Raw genomic sequence first — 24,855 nt, 5'->3', positions numbered from 1 at the left:
GAAAGACTATTTATAATGTCAAATACTGTTTCATAATCTAAATTAGACAAAATCAGGCTTTAAATATTGAAATGCTGAAATATTTTGCTATGTAATACTGCTGGTGCTTTAAATGCTAATATTAAGTTTGTTGATCTATAAATGACTTAACTTATTTAACTTAAGAAAGAAAAAGTTCCGTTAGAGATATCAATTTGAAAACTAAAATCCAACGAAAGTGCCTTTTCACTCATATAAGGAGTGAGGTTAAGTATAAAAACGCTAAAATATGATTTAGATCAATAATTGAGGTGATTTTCGTTAAGTGTCCGGTTTTGTTAACTGAGATAAAAAATAATAAAGGTAAGACAAAATATATTTTACCTTAAGGTAAATTAAATGCCCTATCCAAAATGGCACTTTACTCTTTAGTTAAATGGATGCTTTGTTAGAAAAATATACTGCTTTATAAATATTTGTCCGAAAAATTAGCGATCTTTTTATGATGCTCGTTTTGTTATCTTCATATTGTCATCGAGTGATGAATAGTTTCTTTTTGTTAGCACATATCAATTTTATTAAACAAAAAATCAAAAAATAATCTCATTTTTTTCTAGAAATAAAAGACTGGGAAGAAAATATGGATTAATTTTATACAATCAACGAGCTATAAGAGAAACAGATCTACGGAATGGGCTGATAAAAGCATCAGTAAAGGGCATGAAAAGGAAGAAAATAAAAGAATAAAGCCATTATCTTTCGTGTTTTTTCGATAAGATAATGGCTTTATATCAAATTAATTGAAGTAGGTGGATTATAATCCACCGACTTCTCTAGGCGTCGCTCGCATAGAACTGCGGATTGTATTACCCATCATGTCCACTCTTGCTTGGAATGGTGGGAATGGCAGTGGAATACCATGTTCTGCAAAGGCTAAAAGAATATTTTGATGAATTTCATGTCTTGCTGGCATTCTGTGTCCCATCTCAGCTGCATAAACACGCAATTCGAAAATTTGAATGCCTTGTTGTAAATCGACTAAATAAACCTCAGGTGCCGGGTTTTCTAAAATCATCGTAGAGCGTTTTGATGCTTCTAATAAGACATTGGTGACGTGTTCACTGTTGCAGTCTGCAGGGGCAGGAATGGTCATCACAATACGGGTAACGGAGTCTGATAGCGACCAGTTAATAAATTGTTCTGTAATAAAGGCTTTATTCGGTACGATAATTTCTTTTCTATCCCAGTCGGTCAACGTAGTCGCTCGTGTGTTGATCTTAGAAATATTCCCCGTCAAATTACGAATGGTTACGGTATCGCCAATACGGATTGGTTTTTCAAATAAGATCATCAGCCCTGAAATAATATTGGCAAAAATTTCTTGTAAACCAAAGCCTAGCCCAACACCCATTGCTGCTACTAACCATTGTAATTTTGACCATTCAATCCCTAATAAAGAGAAGCCTACGATGCTACCAATTAGAGTGATGCTGTATTTAGTCATGGTAGTAATGGCGTAGCCTGTCCCTGGTGTTAGATCTAAATGTTGTAAAATAGCCAGTTCAAGTAAAGCGGGTAAGTTTCTCACCAATTGCGTAGTGATAATAATCACCAGGATCGCCACTAAAATAGAGCCCATGGTAATGGGTTGTATGGTGTTAACGCCATTCACCGATGAGGTTACATCCCAAAGACGAATATTATCGACAAAGGAAAATGCGGTGTTTAATTCAGACCACAATAAGATCATCGATACTAATGCAATCATGGTCAGAATAGAGCGAACTAAACCAATAGATTGCGCACTGATTGCATCAAGATCTATTTCTTGAGCCTCAATTTCAAGCCCTACTGTACTCTCACCACTACTGCCTACTATGGTATTTTCATCTTCGCCTTTTGCACGTTGAGCGAGAATTTCAGCTCGTTTCTGTTTTGCGCGTTCAAAGGCTAATTTACGACGTTGAATAAGCATCCACCGCTGAATAATGTGATAGATAATCAGTAAAGCAAACCAAATTGCTACTGACATTTCTAAACGGCCAAGCAAAACAATCGAGGTAGAAAGGTAACCTAAAACAGCGGCTAAGCCTGCAATAACAGGGGCAAGAAGTAAGAACCACCATAAGATGGTGTTTATTGCATTATCACCAGATCCATGTTTATCAAGATAAAGGGGAACATGGGCTTTTTTAAGGCTCGAAGTTATAAAACTTAAGGCAATACAGAGTAATAAGAAGCAGAAGCGACCGACCGTCGGTGCAAATTCTCTATCACTATAATATTCAAAGGTAATTAATGACATCATCAGCGGAACGATGACAAAAATAGAAAGCTGGTAAAAGCGCATTGCTTTTTTGACTCTGCTTTCTTTCCATTTAAATTGAGCGATAAATAAACCGTTATGACGTGCGAAGGTTGCACTGATCATAAATAGCCACAATACGGGAGCTGCTGCAGTTACACCATAGCCAATTGCGCCGGCCATTGGATAACGCCATTCAACACTTTGTAAGCCATAACCGACTGCAGACCATAACAGAGGTAACGGTAACGCAATTAAAATAGACCAAAAAACGGTGCGTATTGTCAGTGAAAAATGATCTTGAGTGACTTTACCTATACGGTTACTGACTCTTTCAAGAAAGGCGTTGTAGTGTTTTCGAGTGCGAAGGCTAAAACCAACAATTGATAAGGTAACAAACAGGAATAGGAATGTATCTTGGTTTTTAAGCATGCTAACAGCAGCATGGCCTAATTGTGAAAAGGTATCTAGCGAAAGTAGTCGAGTGATATCTTTGACTAATAAAACCGGATAATTGAACTTAATAGGGCTAATATCGGCAACCCAGAACATATAACGGTTTGTTGCATCTTTTGTTTCTTTTAAAGCATCCGCTAATTGTGTTGTCGCAACTTTCAGTTTTGTTAATTCAAGAATTTGAGAATCATAGCCTGATAGCAATGAGTTCAGTAATTCATGGCGTGCTTGAATAAGTGAATCAAAGATATATTGTTGAGCCTCTGGCAATTTAGAACCATCGGCGGTCTCTGGTGGCTGGATCTTATTTAAGTTCTCCAGCATATCTTCATAACCTAAACGTTCAACACGTAATTGAATAATATCTCTATCAAGTTCTTGTGAACGAGGCATCTCAGGTAAACGAGAAAGTTGTGTTCTTAATGCTTCACCTAATGCTGTTGATCCACTTAACCATTGTGCCTGCTCTCGAATAGTTGTTAGTGTTTGGCGGACTTGTTGTGTTTGTTGGGTGGTGATGCGCTGTTTTTCTGATAGCTCACTCATTTCCTGAGTCTGCTTATTCAGGATTTGCGAAAGTTCACGATTAGTTTGGATCTGTTTTGTCAGAAACTCAGGCAATTCACCACCTTGTTCTGCCAACATCTCTGTTTTTTCTAACGCAAGATCAGCTACTTCTTGGCGTTTTATATTCAATAAACTACGTAATTGTTGTAGTTGTACATCAAGGCGTTGATAGCGTTTTTTAAATAACTCTAAGCGAAGACGTGCGATTTCTTGGCGATTATTAGCTGACAGCTGTGCCATTTCTAGCTCATTAACCATCGCCTTACGTGCTGTGACTTCCGCTTGAGTCAGCTTATTTTGAGCTTCTGTTAACGGTGTTGTTGATGCACTGACAGAGGCTAGTCTTGCTGTTGCATCACTCAATAAACGACGTGCTTCAGAGAGTTGTTGAGGCAATAAATTTAAAGATTCACTAATTTCACGGCTTTTGTCTTGTTCTTGTTGTTGAAGCCTTGCTTGTTCCATTAGTTGGCTACTGACTTGAATAATTTTCTGTTCTAAATCAGGAATGCTAATTTTTTCTGGGATAGTTGGAACTGTATGGCTTTCTTCAAGAAGCTTAGTTCTGAGTTCTTTTGTTATTTCTGGGTAATCATCAATGGTTTTTTGATAGTTATCAGCATTTGTTTGTGCTTTTTCACCATCATTAATCCAGTTGATAGTACCTTGTAGCGCCTGAATAGCCTCAATATCTTGAGGATTAGTACTTCCTTCAAGTTGTTTAATATCTTGACGTAATTTCTCCACATCTGCTGATATTGCGGACGTGCTTAACGAAAAAGTCAAAAAGAGCGAGAAGAAAAGACAGGTTATCAGGCGCACAAAGGTTACTCCGAATTACGTATTATTCACTGATGGCGTTAGCGTCATTGCCAGCAACATTGATGATGGAACCTAATTGTTCCCCCATTAATGTAACGGAGCCATTCATAAGATCTTTATTCAATTGAACGGTATTTTCAGGGAAAAGGTTGATGACTGTTGAGCCTAACTTAAATCGGCCCATCTCCTCACCTTTTTTCAAGAATATCGCGCCTGCTTTATCTGCTTGAGGATAAGTCCAACGCTTAATAATACCTTCACGAGGTGGTGTTACCATGCCACTCCAAATGGTTTCAATACTACCGACAATGGTTGCACCTACCAGAATTTGTATCATTGGACCAAATTGTGTTTCAAAAAGACAAATAATGCGTTCATTACGTGCAAATAAGTTAGGTACATTGGCAGCTGTTAATGGATTAACAGAGAAAAGATCACCAGGAACATAAATCATCTCTTTTAATAAACCATCGCAAGGCATGTGAACACGATGGTAATCGCGAGGCGAAAGATATGTCGTAATAAACTGACCATTACGGAACTTATCTGCCAACATAAAATTACCGGCAAGTAATGCTTCAAGCGTGTAGTGGTGTCCTTTGGCTTGCAGAATTTGATCATCTTGAATAAGACCAAGTTGGCTAACAGCACCGTCTGCGGGTAATGCAAGTGTGTCATTACCTTCAACAATAGGACGCACGCCGTCTTTTAAAGCCCGAATAAAGAACTCATTAAATGTTGAATAAGCTTGGAATTGGCTGTCTTTCGCTTCATTCATATCGACTTTGTAGGCTTTTGCGAAGGCTTTGATAACAAACTGGGTGATTGCGCCCGCTTTTTTGTTTGCAAACCAACCTGCTAGCTGTGTGAGCCATAATTTAGGCAATAAATACTGTAGTTTAATTTTTAGCTTGTCCAAAATGGCAACCTCTGGGATTAAACGATAAAAAATAGACAAAAGGGGTCTATTGTACCCACCCTTAATAGGGTTGTCAGTGAATCAATTATTAAGAGTCTAAATTAATGTTCTTACGAACTTTCACCTGACTCATACTTTCTAAAATACGATGGTAGTTTTCAAAGCGTGTTTCTGATATTTCACCATTCTTTACGGCTTCACTGATTAAGCAACCAGGATCGTCTAAGTGTTTACAATCGCGGAATTTACAACCCCCAAGGTACGGTCTAAATTCAACAAACCCTTTTGTCACTTGATCAGGCGTTAAATGCCATAAACCAAATTCACGCACACCCGGAGAATCAATGACATCCCCGCCTTGTGGGAAATGGTAAAGGCGCGATGCTGTTGTTGTATGTTGGCCTAAACCAGAGTTATCAGAGACTTGATTAACAACTATACTTTCTTCCATTGGTGGTAAGAGGGTGTTGAGTAAACTTGATTTACCCACACCAGATTGCCCTGCAAAAATAGAAATACGGCCGATAAGTTCTTGCGTGAGCGCTTCTAGCCCTTCTTTAGTATAGCTAGAGACTTCAAGAACACGATAACCAATATCTTTATAAGTCTGCATCCATTCGCTTACTGTTTTACGGTTTTGTGCATCTAACATATCGATTTTGTTGAGTACAATCAGTGGTTCAACATTTAGCGTTTCACAAGCGACGAGGTAACGGTCGATAATATTTAAAGAGAGTTCAGGCAAAATGGCAGAAACAATAATAATTTGGTCAATATTGGCCGCAATAGGTTTAATGCCATCATAATAGTCAGGGCGTGTTAGCACGGAGGTACGCTCATGCACCGCTTCAACAATACCATTCACACGGACATTTTCTTGTGTTTGTAGTGCAGGGCGCCACACAACTTTATCACCCGTAACTAGGGATGAAATTGTGCGTCGGATATTGCATCGGGTAATCGTACCATCAGTCGCTTCGATATCCGCATGTTGACCGAAACGGCTGATGACTAAACCTTCGGAAGCTTCGCCTAATTGCGTATCGTCTAATTCAACGTGGTTTTTTTTCTCTTTGCTCTGCAAACGCTTTTTATGGTTTTCTTGTACTCGACGCTGCTGGCCTTTAGATAATTTACGTTTTGTCACCGATCCTCACTTGTATTATTCGGTTAGATGTTCTTCTGTCGTGCTTATTGAGTAAACGCGCTATGATAAACGCTAAAATATCATGTCTCACACTTAGAAACAGCTAGGATATATTATGTCAAAAAGCGAGAACAATCTGATCTGGATAGATCTGGAAATGACCGGTCTTGATCCTGAATGTGACCGTATCATCGAAATTGCCACCATTGTGACAGATCCTCAACTTAATATTTTAGCCGAAGGTCCGGTAATTGCTGTACACCAATCTGATGAACAGCTGAGTTTAATGGATGAATGGAATACACGTACTCATACAGGTAGTGGTTTAGTTGAGCGTGTGAAAGCCAGTCAATATGATGATAATTCAGCACAAAAAGCGACAATTGAATTCCTAGAAAAATGGGTACCTAAAGGGGTATCACCTATTTGTGGCAATAGTGTGGGCCAAGACCGACGTTTTCTGTACCGTTATATGCCAGATCTAGAGCAATATTTTCACTACCGCTATCTTGATGTAAGTACATTAAAAGAGTTAGCGCGCCGTTGGAAGCCTGAAATTTTAGATGGCTTTGAGAAAAAAAATACTCATCAAGCATTAGATGATATTCGTGAATCTATTGCAGAGCTAGACTATTATCGTAAAACCTTTATTAAAGAGTAAAAAATATGCATTCATGATTGATATTGCATCATTGTGATGATTTTATCGGCATGCAATCAAAAAAACGCATTTTTTTGTTGATAAGGGCTTGCGGTTAAGCATTTTTCTCGTATAATGCGCTTCCCGTACCGATGAAGAATTTTATTTGTACGGGCGTAAGAAAGACGCGGGAATAGCTCAGTTGGTAGAGCACAACCTTGCCAAGGTTGGGGTCGCGAGTTCGAGTCTCGTTTCCCGCTCCAAACTTTCTTAGGCAATTATTAGTAGTGTTATGCGACGCGGGAATAGCTCAGTTGGTAGAGCACAACCTTGCCAAGGTTGGGGTCGCGAGTTCGAGTCTCGTTTCCCGCTCCAAATCTTTCACTAGTAATTGTCAAAACTTACCAAATGCGGGAATAGCTCAGTTGGTAGAGCACAACCTTGCCAAGGTTGGGGTCGCGAGTTCGAGTCTCGTTTCCCGCTCCAAGTTTTTCTCTTCTGTTTCACCAAATCTTATCTTTAATCTCCATAAAGAAAATTTTAAGTTTTTTCTCTCGCTTTTTTAAATATCGACTACACTATTTTAGGATCACAAATTAAGGAATTTTACTTAATACACGTAAAAAGAGTGTGGATGATTATTGCGCAAAAAAAGAAATGTCGTTAATACATGTAAGATCAAGCTATTTTTTTGTGATCTATCCATGATCTTTGCTTGCTTTTCTATTTTGACAGCACTAGAATGTGCGCCTTTCCTCATTTAAGGGGAAAATAAAAGGCGAGATCATTTTTTCTATTTTAGGCCTTTATTCTGTTAAACACGCACTGAATAGTATTTTAGAAAAAAGAAAGGTTTTTTAGCGCTTTTCTTTAAAAAAATGTAATAAATATTCTACTATTCTTAAAATCTTCCTAAATCGATTTATCCACAGTTAGATGCTAATAACCACCGCATCTAAGCACTATTTATTTTTTTACTGCACAGAGTTATCCACAGATACCTATCATTAAGAGATAAGGATATTGTTCTCTTTAATAAATTAATTGGATTTTATATCTAATTGATAATTAAGCCTATTTTAATTTTTTTAAATTTGAGTCTTAGTTCGCTTGAATTTTTTTTTCATGTTGATAGGCAAGGAGTTTTTATTTTATTCACAGATGAAATTAAAGATTACTCATTATATATTTATTCTGTTAAAAACTAAGCATCTCTCGGTAATCCTTTAGTTATTGCTCTTACTAGGCGTTTTTGTTGTGAAGTCTGTATTTTTACCTCTTTTTCATTTCGCTTTGCTGTCTGCTGGGCTATCGCCCAATTCAAATGTTCATCTAAAACATCACCTAATCCAACGCGTTCTTTTAAGGCAAGTATAATTTTATCTTGATAAGGTGCATTTCCTAATGCCACACTAATATTTCTAAGCCAACGTAAGTAACCGATACGACGGATCGGTGAACCTTCTGTTATACGAAGGAATTTTTCTTCACTCCATTTAAAAAGATCGAGTAATTCAGGTGTATGGAGTGCCCGACGGGGAGAGAAATCCTCTTCATCTGTTAACGATGAAAAACGATTCCAAGGACAAATAAGCTGACAGTCATCACAGCCATAGATACGGTTACCCATTAATGGGCGAAATTCTTCAGGGATCGCGCCATCAAGTTCAATAGTAAGATACGAAATACACCGCCGTGCATCGATAGTATAAGGATCGACAATGGCGCCAGTCGGGCACGTTGTCATGCAGGCGACACATTTACCACATTGTTCTTCGACAGGGTTATCTGTGGGTAAAGGTAAATCAATAAGTAATTCACCTAGAAAGAACCAAGAGCCAGCTTGATTGTTGATAACAAGTGAGTGTTTACCAACCCAACCAAGTCCAGCTTTAACAGCTAAAGGGCGTTCCATTATAGGCGCTGAATCAACGAAAGGGCGAAAATTGACGATCCCTTGATATTCATATTGTTGGCAATAATGTGTAATTTTTTCACCGAGCTTTTTAAGACGCTGTCTTAATACTTTGTGATAATCTCGGCCTAGCGCATAACGACTAATATAGCCTTGTTCTGGGTTATTTAATGTCCGTGCAAAAGCAGCATCTGTGGGAAGATAATTCATTCTCACGCTAATAACCCGTAATGTGCCGGGCACAAGTTCATGAGGTCTTGCGCGTGTCATACCATATTTGGCCATCCATGCCATTTCGCCATGATATTGCTTATCTAACCATGCTTGTAAACGAGGCTCTTCAAGTGATAAGTCAGTATCACATATCCCTGTTTGTTGAAAACCTAGCTCAGAACCCCATAATTTAATGTTTTGAGCAAGAAGATTAAGATCAAGTGATGACATGAATAAACCGAATCAATAGGTAAGAGGTGAGTCCTAAGAGCGCGCAGTGTATCATAGTGAGGCAATAGGAAAAATCCTCGCAATAAATAGATTTATGGTATGGTTATTTGGTAGTGATTTCGATAACTATTTGCCTTAAGAAAATATAAAAAGCTTAGCATTTGATGTTTTCCAATGATTTCACTTTACTAAGCCGTTATAACTTAACAATAGATTATATAAATATGAAAGAATGGGTTGTTAGATTAGAAGATGAAGCTGCAACAGTTGAACTTGGGCGCGCTGTTGCAATGGCGACTAACCAGAGTGGGTTGATCATTTATTTATATGGCGATCTGGGTGCTGGAAAAACAACCTTTAGTCGGGGTTTCTTGCAAGCTCTTGGCCATAAAGGTCATGTGAAAAGTCCAACATATACATTAGTTGAGCCTTATATGCTCTCACCAAATCCGGTTTATCATTTTGATCTCTATCGTTTAGCATCGGCTGAAGAGTTAGAATTTATGGGAATACGAGATTATTTTGAGCAAGACGCGTTATGCCTTATTGAATGGCCATCGCAAGGCGAAGGCTTTTTACCTAACGCCGATTTAGAACTTCATTTAAGCTATGAAGATGAAGGTCGAAAAGCGCGTTTTGTTCCCCTTTCACAACGAGGGAATACTGTTTTATCCCATATTCAGTCTGCATAAAGGAATATTGATTATGTCGAGTCTCATCACCATTGTGAGTCAAAGTCAGCGCTATGTTGTTGTCTTTCTGTTGGTTGTTTTATCTTTTTTCTTTGTGCAAATAGCGCAAGCTGCCACTGTGACAGAAGTAAAAGTAGAAAATGGCAGTTCAGTAACAACCCTCACATTCTCTTTTAGTGATGGGAAGCCTAGCTATCGATATTATTCATTAAAAAGTCCTGACCGTTTGGTGATGGATTTTAAACAGAGCACAAAAATAACAGGGTTACCTGCAATATTAGGCAACGGGCAGTTAGTTCATAAAATTCGTGCAACACAATCAAAAGATAACCAATACCAAAGTATGGTCTTGGAACTTGCCCAGCCAATTGTTGTGACTGAAAGTCTAATGAATATAAGTGGTAGTTATAAGTTAGTGCTCACTATCAAACCAATAAATGCACGACAAAATAATCACTCTCAACCCACAGTGAATGTGGTCGCTTTATCACCGACAACAATGGCAGCGTCAACTTCAAATACAAATAGGGAAATGGCACCTTTAACCATGACACCTAAAGCTGAGGTTGCCCCAATTGCTCCTATTGTGAAACCACGTACCACTCCATCAAAACCACAAGCGGGCTCTCGTCAGATTATTATTGCGATAGATGCGGGTCATGGTGGACAAGATCCCGGAGCGATCGGTCAGAAAGGTAATCGTGAAAAAGATGTCACTTTAAGTGTGGCAAGAAAATTAGAAGCTCGTTTACATAACGATCCGATGTTTAAACCTGTATTAACGCGTAATGGTGACTATTTTATTTCCGTTGCAGGGCGTTCGGAAGTTGCCCGCAAGCAAAATGCGAATATGTTAGTTTCTATCCATGCAGACTCTGCACCTAATCGCAGTGCAAGAGGAGCTTCTGTGTGGGTGCTTTCTAATCGTCGTGCAAACAGTGAATTAGGTAAATGGCTTGAACAAAGTGAAAAGCAATCTGAATTACTTGGTGGTGCAGGTGATGCTTTATCTGATGGGGCTGATCCTTATTTAAGTCAAACGGTACTTGATTTGCAGTTTGGTAATTCACAGCGTGTGGGGTATGACGTTGCTGTTGCTGTGTTATCTGAGTTGAGAAAAGTAGGTTCTTTGCATAAAAAGACACCAGAACATGCAAGTTTAGGCGTGTTACGTTCACCAGATATCCCTTCAATTTTAGTTGAAACGGGTTTTATTAGTCATGCAGCCGAAGAGCAATTACTGATTTCTGATGCTTATCAAGAGAAACTCGCGGCATCGATTCACGCGGGTTTAAAAAATTATTTTCTGGCTCACCCTTTACAAAATGCGCCTAATTGATTGAGTAAAATGGAATAAAGGTAATGGCGATAAATTTATTACCTCCTCAGCTTGCAAACCAAATTGCCGCAGGGGAAGTTGTTGAAAGACCAGCCTCTGTCGTTAAAGAGTTGCTGGAAAACAGTTTAGACGCAGGTGCGACCTCGATTGATATTGATATTGATAAAGGTGGCGCCAAACTCATCCGCATTCGTGATAATGGGTGTGGTATCAATCGTGATGATTTGAAGTTAGCACTTGCTCGTCATGCAACTAGTAAAATATCAAGTCTCGATGATCTCGAAGCCATAATAAGTATGGGATTTCGTGGAGAAGCATTGGCCAGTATTAGCTCTGTTTCTCGTCTAACGCTGACCTCACGTACCCAATCTCAAGATGAAGCGTGGCAAGCTTACGCTGAAGGCCGAGATATGGCCGTTATCGTTAAACCTGCAGCTCATCCTGTGGGTAGTACGGTTGAAGTTCTTGATCTGTTTTATAACACGCCGGCAAGACGTAAATTTTTACGCACTGAAAAAACAGAATTTGCACATATTGATGAGGTGGTTCGTAGAATTGCGTTATCGCGCTTTGATGTCTCTATTAATCTTACCCATAATGGCAAACGTGTTCGTCAATACCGCGCAGTAAAAGATGAAAGCCAGCAAAACCGTCGTTTGAGTACGATTTGCGGTAATAACTTTGTCAATCAATCAATGCATTTATCGTGGGAACACGGTGATTTAGCAATAAAAGGTTGGATAGAACACCCATTATCGCCAGTACAATGCAGTGACATTCAATATTGCTATGTGAATGGACGAATGATGCGTGATAGGTTGATTAATCATGCTATTCGTCAGGCTTATGATGGGTATCTGCAAGGAGAACAACAGCCTTCTTATATCCTCTATTTGAGCGTTGATCCTCATCAAGTGGACGTTAATGTTCATCCAGCTAAACATGAAGTCCGTTTTCATGAATCACGTTTGGTACATGATTTTATCTATCAAGGTGTGTTGAGCGTTTTACGACAAGCCACACAGGCGCCTTTATCACAGACTTTAGATAAAGACGAAGATAATGAAATCGCGTTGAGTTTTCCTGAAAATCGTCAGGTAGCAGGTGAAAACGTATTTTCACAGCCTTATCAAGCGCCAATTAGTCAAAGCTCCCCTAATAGAGTCCAGTCACATCAAGTTAATGAACGGGATATTCATCATCAAAAACAACCTCGTCAATTCGGTGAAAATCGTCAGTTTGGTGAAAGCTATCAACGTACACAAGGCATACTTTATCAAAAAATGATGCAAGAAAGTGCTTCTACATCAAACGATAAAGAAAAAATACCATTATTTCCTGAGCGTGCCCCATTGAATTTAGATGAAATCGTTCATACAACTAATAATGTTGAAGAAAATGTGATTTCGGTGATGCCTCGTTCTGTCAATGCGAAAGAAGGGCAAACTGATTATACTTTTGGGCGAGTATTGGCAATTTATCAGCAGAAATATGCGTTAATAGAATCTTCACAAGGTCTTGGGCTGTTATCATTGGAACAAGCTGATTTTCTGTTAAAATGTGCGCAATTATTGCCTAAAGATGAAACATTGAAGCCCCAACCTTTGTTAGTGCCTTTAAAATTAGCATTGAGTAAAGAAGAAATTAATGTATTCAATCAGTTTCACGCATTAATCAGTGATTTTGGTATTACTATTGAAATTTCACAGGGTAAAGCAACAATATACGCAGTCCCATTGCCTTTGCGTCAGCAAAATTTACCCGTGTTATTGACCGCTTTATTAGCGTATTTATCGATTGAAAAATCATGTACAAAACAACAAATTGGGCAGTGGTTTGCAAAACAGATAAGCGCAGAGCAACCAACATGGTCACAAGCTCAAGCGGTCGGGTTATTGGCAGATATTGAAAGACTTTGTCCTCAAAATGTCAGACAGCCAGCAAAAAACTTATTACAATTAATAGAATTACAACCGGTGGTAGCGGCATTAAATAATGAGCGATGTAAACACACAAATAAAACCTAAAGCTATTTTTTTAATGGGGCCTACAGCGTCAGGTAAAACAGCATTAGCAATAGCACTAAGACAAAAACTACCTGTAGATATTATTAGTGTGGATTCTGCTCTTATCTATCGTGGTATGGATATCGGAACAGCAAAGCCAGATGCGACAGAGCAATCGCTTGCGCCACATCGATTAATTGATATTCTAGACCCGGCATTACCTTACTCAGCAGCAGATTTTCGCCGAGATGCATTAAGTGCAATGGAAGAAATTACAGCTGCTGGGCGAATTCCACTATTAGTCGGTGGGACTATGCTATATTTTAAAGCGTTACTTGATGGTCTATCGCCTTTGCCTAGTGCCAATTCTGATGTTCGTGCTGAAATAGAGAAAAAAGCAACAGAGCAAGGATGGGAGGCGATACATAAAGAGCTTGCATTAGTTGATCCCGTTGCTGCGCAACGAATACATCCTAATGATCCTCAACGGCTTTCTCGTGCGCTAGAAGTTTACCTGATTTCAGGTAAGACAATGACCGAATTGACAAAAATATCAGGCGAATCTTTGCCCTATGATGTTTACCAATTTGCGATTGCTCCGAAAGACAGAAATGTTCTTCACCAACGCATTGAAGCACGTTTTAAACAGATGTTAACGTGTGGATTTGAAGATGAAGTAAAATCATTATATGAACGGGGTGATTTGCATGAAGATTTACCTTCTGTACGTTGTGTCGGTTATCGCCAGATGTGGTCATATTTATCAGGCGAAATAGATTATGATGAGATGGTTTATCGAGGGATCTGTGCTACCCGGCAATTAGCGAAGCGACAAATCACCTGGTTAAGAGGCTGGAATGATATTCACTGGCTTGATAGTGAAGATCCGAAACAATCTCTTGACACTGTTTTGCAGGTAGTTAGTGCATAGATGGTAGGTTTGTGTAAAATTGATAGTTGCCAAAGCGCAATTTTTGAGTAGTTCATTTTTCGAACCAATTGGGTTCTAATATAAAACAACAAAATAAGGAAAACATAGAATGGCTAAGGGGCAATCTTTGCAAGATCCTTTCCTGAACGCATTACGTCGTGAAAGGGTTCCCGTTTCTATCTATTTGGTAAACGGTATTAAATTGCAGGGTCAGATCGAATCTTTTGACCAATTTGTTATTTTGCTGAAAAACACAGTAAGCCAGATGGTATATAAACATGCTATCTCTACCGTGGTACCTTCACGTCCTGTTTCTCATCATAGCAACACAGGTACGAACCAAACTGGTACAGGCTATAGCGGTAGCGCTACTCAGCAGGATGATGTTGCAGAATAATTATCCATTATTATTCTTGATATAAGAAAAACATAGGTAGGGAGACTTTACCTATGTTTTTTCCTGTTTTTATAAAGTCCAAGAGGTTTCGCCTTTGTTTGATCGTTATGAAGGTGGCGAACTCGCCGTCTTAGTGCACGTCTTCTTTTCTCAAGAAAAGGATGTTGATGATTTGCAAGAATTTGAATCCTTGGTGACATCTGCGGGTGTTAAGCCAGTTCAAATTATTACAGGAAATCGTAAAGCGCCTCATCCCAAATATTATGTGGGTGAAGGTAAGGCAGAAGAAATTGCCGAGGCTGTAAAAGCAAGTGGTGCAGATGTTGTTTTATTTAATCATGCACTGACACCTGCACAAGAACGAAATCTGGAAAGACTTTGTGAATGTCGTGTGGTTGATCGCACGGGAGTTATTCTTGATATTTTTGCTCAAAGAGCAAGAACTCATGAAGGAAAGCTACAGGTAGAACTCGCCCAGTTACGTCACTTATCAACTCGTTTAGTCAGAGGGTGGACTCACCTTGAAAGACAAAAAGGGGGGATAGGGTTAAGAGGACCAGGTGAAACTCAGCTAGAAACAGACCGCCGCTTACTTCGAGGTAAAATTAGTCAAATTCTAATGCGATTGGGTAGGGTTGAGCGTCAGCGTGAACAAGGAAGACAAGCGCGGAGTAAAGCTGATATTCCAACATTATCCCTTGTTGGTTACACAAATGCAGGGAAATCGAGTTTATTTAATCATATTACCTGTTCTGATGTGTATGCGGCAGATCAGTTGTTTGCAACATTGGATCCTACACTAAGACGTATTCAAGTTGATGATGTAGGAACGGTTGTTTTGGCTGATACCGTTGGATTTATTCGACATTTACCTCATGATCTTGTTGCTGCTTTTAAAGCGACTTTGCAAGAAACACGAGAAGCAACCTTGCTTCTTCATGTTATTGATGCAGCAGATAGCCGTTTTGAGGATAATATTCATGCAGTTGAAAGTGTATTAGAAGAGATAGATGCTCAAGAAATACCGACACTGCATGTCATGAACAAAATTGATCTTCTTGAAGACTTCACTCCAAGAATTGATCGAAATGAAGAAAACTTACCCGTTAGGGTTTGGGTTTCGGCACAAACAGGCGAAGGTATTCCTCTGTTATATCAGGCGTTGACAGAACGTCTTTCAGGTGAGATCGCACACTTTGAATTACGTTTACCGCCAGAAGATACAGGGCGCTTGCGTAGTCGTTTTTATCAATTACAGTCAATAGAACGTGAATGGATTGAAAAAGACGGTAAAGTTGGGCTAATCATACGTATGCCTATGGTAGACTGGCGTCGCCTTTGCAAGCAGGAACCCAATTTATTGGATTACGTGGTCTGATATTCGGCCATAAAAAAGAACATTAACTGAGAGCTGGTGACGAAATCGGCTCTTAAGCCTGATAAATCTAATCATAATAATGGAGCTAGAACATGGCGTGGAATCAGCCCGGTAACAACGGACAAGACCGCGACCCGTGGGGTAACCGAAACAGCGGCAATAATAATGGCGATGGCAACGGTAACTCCAACGGTAATCAAGGAGGTCGGAATCGTGGAGCATCAGATCTCGATGATATGTTCCGTAAACTGAGTGAAAAACTTGGTGGTTTCGGCGGTAAAAAAGGTGGGAACTCCTCTTCTGGGCAAAATGGCGGGCCTCGTGGTAATGCTGGAAATCTTTTGATTTCTCTTGCATTAGGTGCGGTTATCGTAGTTTGGGCTGCAAGTGGTTTTTATACCATTAAAGAAGCAGAACAGGGTGTCGTGACTCGTTTTGGTAAATTTTACCAAATCGTTGAACCTGGCCTGAACTGGAAACCGACTTTTGTTGATGAGGTTCAGCCTGTTAACGTGAAAACTATCCGTGATTTAACTACGGGTGGCATGATGTTAACGTCAGATGAAAATATGGTTCAAGTTGAGATAAACGTGCAGTATGTTGTCTCTGATCCAGAAACATTTCTGTTTAACCTTACAACACCTATTAACAGCTTAGGTCAAGCAACTGACAGTGCTGTACGTGGTGTTATTGGTCGTTCAGAAATGGAAAAAATTCTGACTTCAAACCGTTCAGAAATTCGTGACCAGACGCGTCAAGAATTAGAAGAGACTATCCGCCCTTATAATATGGGTATCTCTATTGTGGACGTCAACTTCCAAGTTGCGCGCCCACCAGAAGCTGTAAAAGCGGCATTTGATGACGTAATTGCGGCTCGTGAAGAAGAACAAAAAACAATTCGTCAAGCTGAAGCTTATAAAAACGAAGTGTTACCGTTAGCTAAAGGTAATGCACAACGTATGATTGAAGAAGCAACAGCGTATAAAACCAGTGTGGTGATGAGAGCAGAGGGTGAGGTAGCTAGCTTTGCTAAAATCTTACCTGAGTACCGTGCAGCTCCTGATATTACTCGTGAACGTCTTTACATTGAAACGATGGAAAAAGTGCTATCGAAAACACGTAAAGTCATTGCAAATGATAAAGGTAACAGCATGTTAGTGCTACCTTTAGAGCAAATGCTACGTCAGCCATCTCAATCGGGAGTATCAAATACCCTTGAGGCGCCGACTCGTATGCCCGCACCTGCTCCAACTGTAAATCCAACACCGACACAAAAACCAGCAACAACGACTTATGGTAATGGTGGATATGGTAGTAATAATGGCGGTTATGGTCAGCCTTACGGCAATAATCAAGGAGGACAATAATCATGCGTAAAGTTATCGCTGTTGTTGCAGTTATTATTTTAGCGTTGTTGTACTCCTCTGTATTTGTCGTTCAACAATATGAGCGTGGTATCATTTTACGCTTCGCAAAAGTTGTGCGTGATGCTGAAAATAAACCTGTTGTTTATGAGCCGGGTCTTCATTTTAAAATCCCATTTATTGAGAATGTGAAAAAACTGGATGCGCGTATTCAAACTATGAATATCCAGCAAGACCGTTTTTTATCAGGTGAGAATAAAGACTTATTAGTCGACTCTTATCTAAAATGGCGTATCAGTGATTTTAGTACTTACTATCTGGCAACAGGTGGTGGTAATACAACGCAAGCTGAAACTTTACTGCGTCGTAAATTCAGTGACCGTTTACGTTCTGAAATTGGTCGTATGAGCGTAAATCAAATTATTACAGATTCTCGTGGTCGTTTAACCATTGATGTCCGTAATGCACTGAATGAAGGTACACCTTCTCGTGATACGAGTGCTGCTGATGATGCTATTGCCATTGCAGCGAAGAAAGTGGCTGAAGAAACTAAAGGCCAAGCTCCTGCTATCAATATGAACAGTATGGCGGCATTAGGTATTGAAGTGATTGACGTTCGAATCAAGCAAATCAACCTACCTATGGAAGTTTCTGAGGCGATTTATCAGCGTATGCGTGCAGAGCGTGAAGCGGTTGCTCGTCGTCACCGTTCACAAGGTCAAGAGCAAGCGGTGAAAATTCGTGCAGCAGCGGATAAGACAGTAACAGAAACATTAGCTGAATCTGAGCGTGAATCTTTACGTCTTCGCGGTGAAGGTGATGCACAAGCAACAAAACTATTTGCTGATGCATTCAACCAAGATCCTGACTTTTATGCATTCATTCGTAGCTTACGTGCTTATGAGAAGAGCTTTAATCAAGACGGCAATGACGTCATGGTGTTAAGCCCAGATAGCGATTTCTTACGCTATATGAAAGCACCAACAAAAGCGCGTGCGATTGAAGAGTAATTAAAACGCGTTAGGTTGAATAAATAATAAAAATCCTCCACCTTAATAAGTGGGGGATTTTTTTTGATATCAATAAGATAAAAAGAATTACTTAGTAGAAAAATAAATAATTGTGCTGATTAAGATGAAAAATTACCCTTAATGGTTTCCAAAATGGCTTTAGCTGGGATAGTATAAAGTGAAAATTGCATTTCAAGATTAACCTTCGGCAATTCCGAAGCGTCTTCTTCGCCATTTTCACTTTTATGTCACTCTGCTTCCTATTTTTGCGATCAAAACTGTTGATAAAAGTCACAATACTTTTGTGGTGCGGATTTTTCGGGCAAAAATATTGACAATGGCAAGATAATCTATTGCTTAAAAGCGGGGATGACATAATTAGATAAAATCTACTGTAACTCTTGATTTGAGATGGTAGAATCCTTTTTTAAGCAACCGAGTGTATTTTGAAATGAGTAATAACGTTGTCGTATTGGGCACCCAGTGGGGTGACGAAGGCAAAGGCAAGATAGTCGATTTGCTGACAGAACGCGCTAAATATGTTGTTCGCTACCAAGGTGGCCATAACGCGGGTCACACTCTAGTCATCGACGGTGAAAAAACCGTTCTTCATTTAATCCCATCAGGCATTCTCCGTGAAAATGTTGTTAGCATCATAGCAAACGGTGTCGTTTTATCGCCAGAAGCGCTGATGAAGGAAATGACCCAACTTGAAGATCGTGGTATTCCTGTTCGCTCTCGTTTACTTCTGTCTGAAGCTTGCCCATTAATCCTTCCTTATCATATCGCATTAGATAATGCGCGTGAGAAAGCGCGTGGCGAGAAAGCTATCGGTACAACAGGTCGCGGTATTGGTCCTGCTTACGAAGATAAAGTTGCTCGTCGTGGTTTACGTGTTGGCGATCTGTTTGATAAAAAAGCGTTTGCACAAAAACTCAAAGAAATCATCGAATACCATAACTTCCAACTGGTGAACTACTACAAAGTTGAACCGGTTGATTACCAAAAAACCTTAGACGATATCATGGCAATCGCTGATATTTTGACAGGTATGGTTGTTGATGTTTCTGACTTACTGTACAAAGCAACACAAAACGGTGAGTTAGTGATGTTTGAAGGTGCACAAGGTACTTTATTAGACATCGACCACGGTACTTATCCGTATGTAACCTCTTCAAACACCACAGCAGGTGGCGTGGCAACAGGTTCAGGTTTAGGCCCTCGCTATGTTGGCTACGTATTAGGGATCATCAAAGCATACTCTACTCGTGTCGGCGCAGGTCCATTCCCAACTGAACTGTTTGATGAAGTGGGTGACTTCCTACGTGAGAAAGGCCAAGAGTTTGGTGCAACCACGGGTCGTAGCCGTCGTACTGGTTGGTTAGATATCATCGCTATTCGTCGCGCTGTTCAAATCAACTCACTGTCTGGCTTCTGCATGACTAAACTGGATGTATTAGATGGTCTGAAAGAAGTGAAACTGTGCGTAGGTTATCGCTTACCAAACGGTGAAGTGATTGATACAACACCTTTAGCTGCTGATGATTGGGAAGGTATCGAGCCTATCTATGAATCAATGCCGGGTTGGAACGAAACGACATTTGGCGTGAAAGATCACGCTCAACTGCCACAAGCAGCACTAAACTACATCAAACGTGTAGAAGAGTTAACTGGTGTTCCTGTTGATATCGTTTCTACAGGTCCAGATCGCTCAGAGACTATTATTCTCCGTCATCCATTTGATGCTTAATTTGCATTAAATAGGCTTGATGTGAAAATCGTCCCTGAAAATGACAGGGGCGATTTTTTCGTATCTGTTTGTTGGTGAATTAAAGATAAAAATACTTGTTACACAATAAGATAAGACAGCTTTACACTCGGTTTTGCTTCTGTTTTATCAGTAATGAGTAAAAACAATAAGACAATGTTATTGTTGTAATGGCAGAAATAGAAAAGCGATCTGTTGAAAATCGACAGTATCGCTTTTTCTTTGCCTGTGATGTCGCTATTATTTTGTTAGTAGTCAAGTGAGGGACGGAAATAACCCACTTTTGAGCATATCTTTGCTAAATGTCCAAAAATTAAACATAATATTGCTTAATAAAATGATATTCTCATTACTAATTACTTATCCCTTAACAAATTTAATAGGGAAAACCACTTTTCAGAGGTCATTGTGCAATTAACCAGTTTTACAGATTATGGATTGCGAGCATTGATATATATGGCTTCACTGCCAGAAGGCAAAATGACGAGCATCACAGAAGTGACGCAAGTTTATGGTGTATCGCGTAACCATATGGTGAAAATTATTAATCAACTGAGCCATTTGGGGTTTGTTGAGGCTATTCGTGGTAAAAATGGAGGGATCCGTTTAGGCAAGCCTGCAACAGACATCATTGTTGGCGATGTTGTTCGTGCTTTAGAGCCACTTTCATTAGTAAACTGTAGTGCTGAGTTTTGCCACATTACCCCAGCTTGTCGATTAAAACTGGTTTTAAATCAGGCGATTGAGCAGTTTTTGAAAGAGTTAGACCGTCACACACTCGCAGAGCTAGTTGAAAACAATAGCTCCTTATATAAATTGTTATTAGAAGATGTTTGAGTCTACTATTTCATCAAATCTGATAGCTTGGAGGTCATAATGTCAAAAGATCCTTTTCAAGATAGAGAAGCAGAGAAATACGCCTCTCCAATTGCTAGTCGCGAATATATTTTAGAAGAAATGAAAAAGCGCACGGCCCCCATGAGCCGTGAAGATTTAGCGCAGGCGTTAAAAATTTCTGGAGAAGAAGACCTAGAAGCGTTACGCCGCCGTTTAAGAGCGATGGAGCGTGATGGTCAGTTAGTTTTTACCCGTCGCCAATGTTATGCGTTACCTGAGCGCCTTGATTTATGGAAAGGTAAGGTAATTGGTCACCGGGATGGTTATGGTTTTTTACGTGCAGAAGGTCAAAAAGATGATCTTTACCTTTCACAAGATGAAATGAAAAAAACTATGCATGGCGACGTTATTCTAGCCCAACCTTTGGGTATGGATAGAAAAGGTCGCCGTGAAGGTCGCGTAGTGCGTGTTATTGAGCCAAGAAATAACCAAATTGTAGGTCGCTATTTTATTGAAGCTGGTATGGGATTTGTTGTACCTGATGATAGCCGTTTAAGCTTTGATATTCTTATTCCTAAAGAAGATATCATGGGTGCGCGTATGGGTAATGTGGTAGTGGTTGAAGTCACTACAAGACCAACTCGACGAACTCAGGCTGTAGGTCGTATTGTCGAAATTTTAGGCGAAACAATGGGAACGGGTATTGCAGTAGAAATCGCATTACGTACTCATGAAATTCCTTATACTTGGCCTGCAAAAGTTACAAAAGAAGTCGCTGATTTAAAAGAAGAAGTGCCTGAATCTGCCAAAGAAGGCCGTGTTGATTTACGTGGCTTGCCTTTAATTACAATTGATGGTGAAGATGCGCGAGATTTCGATGACGCCGTGTACTGCCAACGTAAAAAAGGTGGTGGTTGGCGTTTATGGGTCGCAATTGCTGATGTTAGCTACTATGTGCGTCCACAAACGGCATTAGATACAGAAGCGCGTAGTCGAGGAAACTCCGTTTATTTCCCTTCTCAAGTTGTCCCTATGTTGCCAGAAGTTCTGTCTAATGGACTGTGTTCACTAAACCCACAAGTTGACCGTTTATGTATGGTCTGTGAGATGACCGTTTCTGAGCAAGGTCGTCTCTCTTCTTATAAATTCTATGAAGCGGTGATGAGTTCTCATGCACGAATGACCTACACCAAAGTGTGGAAGATTATTCAAGGCGATGAAGAGTTGCGTGAACACTATAAACCTATCGTTCAAGATATTGAGCATCTGTATGAGTTATACCAAGCTCTTGATAAAGCACGAGAGCAACGTGGTGCAATTGGGTTCGAATCTGAAGAAGCGAAATTTATCTTCAATGCAGAGCGTCGTATTGAACGTATCGAGCCTGTTGTTCGTAACGATGCACACAAATTAATTGAAGAGTGCATGATCTTAGCGAATATCGCCGCAGCTCGTTTTGTTGAGAAGAATGAAGAGCCTGCGTTATACCGTATTCATGATAAACCGAAAGAAGAAAGTGTCCTGAATTTACGTTCAGTCTTTAATGAATTAGGTTTAACATTGCCAGGTGGACTAACACCAGAGCCAGCAGATTATGCGCGTGTCATGAAAGAGGTTGAAGACAGACCTGATCGTGAAATGCTACAAACTATGATCTTGCGTTCCATGAAACAGGCGATTTACGATCCTGAAAATCGTGGACACTTTGGTTTAGCATTGAAGTCTTATGCACACTTTACCTCGCCAATTCGTCGTTATCCTGATTTAGCCTTACACCGAGCAATTAAATATCAAATTGCCAAACAAGAAGGTCATGGATCACAGCGTTGGACCCCAACAGGTGGTTACCATAGTGATATGGACACCATGTTGCAATTAGGTGAGCACTGTTCTTTGACGGAGCGCCGTGCTGATGAAGCAACCCGAGATGTGGCTGATTGGCTGAAATGTGACTTTATGCTGGATCAAATTGGTCAACAATTTACCGGCATTATCACCAGTGTAACGGGCTTTGGTTTCTTTGTTCGCTTAAATGATCTATTTATCGATGGTTTAGTGCATGTTTCTACATTAAATAATGATTACTATCAATATGATAATGTGGGGCAACGTTTAATTGGTGAGTCTTCAGGACAAGTCTATCGCCTTGGTGATGAAGTAGAAGTTAAAGTTGAAGCAGTCAGTATGGATGAACGTACTATCGACTTCTCCTTAATTTCAACAACACGCACAGCGCGTAACCCGGGTAAAACAGCACGAGTTCGTGGGTTAAAAGGTGAGAAAGATAAGAAAAATGCAAGTTCTAGTAAGTCTCGACGTCGTGATGCAAGCAAAGATAAAAACTTTGAGCCAGATAGTGCCTTTAAAAAAGGAAAATCAGCTAAAGGTAATGCAAACAAAGACAAAGCTGTAAAAGACCAAGTCGCTAAAGATAAAGCGAGCAGTAAACGTAAGAAAGCATCATCACAAACCAAAAAGATAGAAGCAAAGCTTAAAGCTAAGCGCGCAGCTAAACGCGATAAAGCATAAGATTTGTTTTCTCGTTCTTTTTTAAAAGACGGAGTCTCCGCCTTTTATCTGTTTTGTGCCTTTTATTTTTTAATGAGTAAGCACCGCTATGAGCGAAGAAATTATTTATGGTATTCACGCAGTAAAAGCATTGCTTGAGCGTGATCCTGCACGTTTTAAAGAAGTTTATGTATTAAAAGGGCGTGAAGATCGCCGTTTAACTCCCGTCATCCATGAATTAGAAGCTCAAGGTATTTTAGTTCAAGTGGCTAATCGTCAGTGGTTAGATAGTCAAACGGAAGGTGCTGTTCACCAAGGTATCATTGCAAAAGTGAAACCTGGCCGTCAGTACCAAGAACAAGATTTACCCGACTTATTAGCTAAAGTCGGTACACCTTTCTTATTAGTGTTAGATGGTGTAACAGATCCACATAATTTAGGCGCGTGTTTACGTAGCGCAGATGCAGCTGGTGTACATGCTGTTATCGTTCCCAAAGATCGTTCTGCACAATTAAATGCAACAGCAAAAAAAGTCGCATGTGGTGCGGCGGAAAGTGTTCCTTTAATTAAAGTGACTAACCTTGCTCGTACATTGCGCTTTTTGCAAGAAGAGAACGTTTGGATTGTCGGTACTGCAGGGGAAGCCGACCATACTTTATATCAAAGTAAGCTCACCGGTCCTATGGCTTTAGTGATGGGCGCTGAAGGTGAAGGAATGCGCCGTTTAACGCGTGAGCATTGTGATGAACTTATCAGTATCCCAATGGCGGGTACGGTGTCTTCATTAAATGTCTCCGTAGCAACAGGAGTCTGTTTATTTGAAGCAATGCGTCAGCGTATTATTGTGAAATAAGAGCGTAAAATAATCGCTTAGTTTATTTTATTCTCTGTACTCCCTTGAGTTTTATTGACTGCGGGGGTATAGTTACGCGTCAATTTTTTCAGTCACAACTTAAACAAGTTCCTTGCCTCCATGGGTGGTGACTGACCCTGACAGGAGGCTGATAAATCCGTAAGGAGCAATATCAAATGCGTCATTACGAAATCGTTTTTATGGTTCATCCTGACCAGAGCGAACAAGTTCCGGGCATGATCGAGCGTTATAAAACCGCTATCACTAATGCAAATGGTCAGATCCACCGTCTAGAAGACTGGGGTCGTCGTCAATTAGCTTATCCAATCAACAAACTGCATAAAGCACACTACGTTCTGATGAACGTTGAAGCTCCGCAGGAAGTGATTGATGAACTGGAAACTACTTTCCGTTTCAACGATGCCGTTCTCCGCAACATGATCATGCGTACTAAACACGCAGTAACTGAAGCTTCTCCAATGGTTAAAGCAAAAGACGAACGCCGTCGTGATATCGCTGATGACCTCGATGAAGAAGATGAAGTTGATGATGTAGCAGAGGATTCTGAAGAGTAATTA

18 protein-coding genes and 3 tRNA genes are annotated in these 24,855 nt (G+C 40.0%); 17 read left to right on the top strand and 4 right to left on the bottom strand.

The genetic code is table 11. From position 1 onward, the window contains the following. Positions 1-793 precede the first annotated feature (793 nt). The 3 genes from mscM to rsgA all read right to left on the bottom strand — a co-directional run bounded on the left by mscM (position 794) and on the right by rsgA (position 6,195). Complete coding sequence (gene mscM, locus JEP40_RS05620; protein ID WP_198622784.1) at positions 794-4,129, bottom strand: miniconductance mechanosensitive channel MscM; 3,336 nt, start codon at positions 4,127-4,129, stop codon at positions 794-796. Positions 4,130-4,151: 22 nt separating this feature from the next. Next, a complete protein-coding gene (asd, locus tag JEP40_RS05615) occupies positions 4,152-5,048 on the bottom strand; it encodes an archaetidylserine decarboxylase (RefSeq protein ID WP_198622783.1) in 897 nt (298 codons plus the stop codon). A gap of 88 nt (positions 5,049-5,136) precedes the next feature. Further along, a complete protein-coding gene (gene rsgA, locus JEP40_RS05610; RefSeq protein ID WP_198622782.1) occupies positions 5,137-6,195 on the bottom strand; it encodes a small ribosomal subunit biogenesis GTPase RsgA in 1,059 nt (352 codons plus the stop codon). Between the two features lie 115 nt (positions 6,196-6,310). On the opposite strand from rsgA, the gene orn reads away from it, so the two are divergent. From orn to JEP40_RS05590, 4 genes are all read left to right on the top strand, one after another. Continuing rightward, the gene (gene orn / locus JEP40_RS05605) at positions 6,311-6,856 is read left to right on the top strand and encodes an oligoribonuclease (RefSeq protein ID WP_198622781.1); all 546 of its coding nucleotides are present in this window, start codon (positions 6,311-6,313) and stop codon (positions 6,854-6,856) included. Positions 6,857-7,022: 166 nt separating this feature from the next. Further along, positions 7,023-7,098, top strand: a tRNA-Gly gene (locus tag JEP40_RS05600). A gap of 36 nt (positions 7,099-7,134) precedes the next feature. Next, positions 7,135-7,210: transfer RNA gene (locus JEP40_RS05595), tRNA-Gly, on the top strand. A gap of 35 nt (positions 7,211-7,245) precedes the next feature. After that, positions 7,246-7,321: transfer RNA gene (locus JEP40_RS05590), tRNA-Gly, on the top strand. A gap of 718 nt (positions 7,322-8,039) precedes the next feature. On the opposite strand, the gene queG is transcribed toward JEP40_RS05590, so the two are convergent. Beyond that, positions 8,040-9,194 carry a tRNA epoxyqueuosine(34) reductase QueG gene (gene queG / locus JEP40_RS05585; RefSeq protein ID WP_198622780.1) on the bottom strand — a complete coding sequence of 385 codons (1,155 nt, stop codon included), beginning with the start codon at positions 9,192-9,194 and terminating at the stop codon, positions 8,040-8,042. 224 nt (positions 9,195-9,418) lie between these two features. On the opposite strand from queG, the gene tsaE reads away from it, so the two are divergent. The 13 genes from tsaE to rpsF all read left to right on the top strand — a co-directional run bounded on the left by tsaE (position 9,419) and on the right by rpsF (position 24,852). Beyond that, positions 9,419-9,886, top strand: a complete 468-nt coding sequence (gene tsaE / locus JEP40_RS05580; protein ID WP_198622779.1) for a tRNA (adenosine(37)-N6)-threonylcarbamoyltransferase complex ATPase subunit type 1 TsaE — start codon at positions 9,419-9,421, stop codon at positions 9,884-9,886. 13 nt (positions 9,887-9,899) lie between these two features. Next, positions 9,900-11,225 carry an N-acetylmuramoyl-L-alanine amidase gene (locus tag JEP40_RS05575; RefSeq protein WP_198622778.1) on the top strand — a complete coding sequence of 442 codons (1,326 nt, stop codon included), beginning with the start codon at positions 9,900-9,902 and terminating at the stop codon, positions 11,223-11,225. A 23-nt stretch (positions 11,226-11,248) separates the two neighbouring features. Next, the gene (gene mutL / locus JEP40_RS05570) at positions 11,249-13,252 is read left to right on the top strand and encodes a DNA mismatch repair endonuclease MutL (RefSeq protein ID WP_198622777.1); all 2,004 of its coding nucleotides are present in this window, start codon (positions 11,249-11,251) and stop codon (positions 13,250-13,252) included. Continuing rightward, on the top strand, positions 13,221-14,162 hold the full coding sequence (miaA, locus tag JEP40_RS05565) for a tRNA (adenosine(37)-N6)-dimethylallyltransferase MiaA (RefSeq protein ID WP_198622776.1): 942 nt from the start codon (positions 13,221-13,223) through the stop codon (positions 14,160-14,162). Before mutL ends, miaA begins: the two co-directional genes overlap by 32 nt. Positions 14,163-14,271: 109 nt before the next feature. Continuing rightward, positions 14,272-14,559, top strand: coding sequence for an RNA chaperone Hfq (gene hfq / locus JEP40_RS05560; RefSeq protein WP_072069604.1), 288 nt, complete (start codon positions 14,272-14,274; stop codon positions 14,557-14,559). A gap of 94 nt (positions 14,560-14,653) precedes the next feature. Further along, positions 14,654-15,937, top strand: coding sequence for a ribosome rescue GTPase HflX (hflX, locus tag JEP40_RS05555; protein WP_198622775.1), 1,284 nt, complete (start codon positions 14,654-14,656; stop codon positions 15,935-15,937). 92 nt (positions 15,938-16,029) lie between these two features. Next, positions 16,030-17,304: an FtsH protease activity modulator HflK gene (gene hflK, locus JEP40_RS05550; protein WP_198622774.1), complete on the top strand. Its 1,275-nt coding sequence runs from the start codon at positions 16,030-16,032 to the stop codon at positions 17,302-17,304. A gap of 2 nt (positions 17,305-17,306) precedes the next feature. Then, positions 17,307-18,311 carry a protease modulator HflC gene (hflC, locus tag JEP40_RS05545; protein WP_069369876.1) on the top strand — a complete coding sequence of 335 codons (1,005 nt, stop codon included), beginning with the start codon at positions 17,307-17,309 and terminating at the stop codon, positions 18,309-18,311. Between the two features lie 451 nt (positions 18,312-18,762). After that, on the top strand, positions 18,763-20,061 hold the full coding sequence (locus tag JEP40_RS05540) for an adenylosuccinate synthase (RefSeq protein ID WP_072069601.1): 1,299 nt from the start codon (positions 18,763-18,765) through the stop codon (positions 20,059-20,061). Between the two features lie 426 nt (positions 20,062-20,487). Continuing rightward, positions 20,488-20,916, top strand: a complete 429-nt coding sequence (nsrR, locus tag JEP40_RS05535) for a nitric oxide-sensing transcriptional repressor NsrR (RefSeq protein ID WP_036939470.1) — start codon at positions 20,488-20,490, stop codon at positions 20,914-20,916. Between the two features lie 39 nt (positions 20,917-20,955). Continuing rightward, positions 20,956-23,445 carry a ribonuclease R gene (rnr, locus tag JEP40_RS05530; RefSeq protein ID WP_198622773.1) on the top strand — a complete coding sequence of 830 codons (2,490 nt, stop codon included), beginning with the start codon at positions 20,956-20,958 and terminating at the stop codon, positions 23,443-23,445. 88 nt (positions 23,446-23,533) lie between these two features. Further along, positions 23,534-24,277: a 23S rRNA (guanosine(2251)-2'-O)-methyltransferase RlmB gene (rlmB, locus tag JEP40_RS05525; protein ID WP_006535748.1), complete on the top strand. Its 744-nt coding sequence runs from the start codon at positions 23,534-23,536 to the stop codon at positions 24,275-24,277. Between the two features lie 176 nt (positions 24,278-24,453). Then, positions 24,454-24,852, top strand: a complete 399-nt coding sequence (rpsF, locus tag JEP40_RS05520; RefSeq protein ID WP_072069598.1) for a 30S ribosomal protein S6 — start codon at positions 24,454-24,456, stop codon at positions 24,850-24,852. Positions 24,853-24,855: the final 3 nt, after the last annotated feature.

This window comes from Proteus vulgaris, from assembly GCF_016239305.1.
GTDB lineage: Bacteria > Pseudomonadota > Gammaproteobacteria > Enterobacterales > Enterobacteriaceae > Proteus > Proteus vulgaris_C.
Note: the sequence above shows the minus strand (reverse complement) of the source record. Positions and strands in the feature narration are given on the sequence as shown.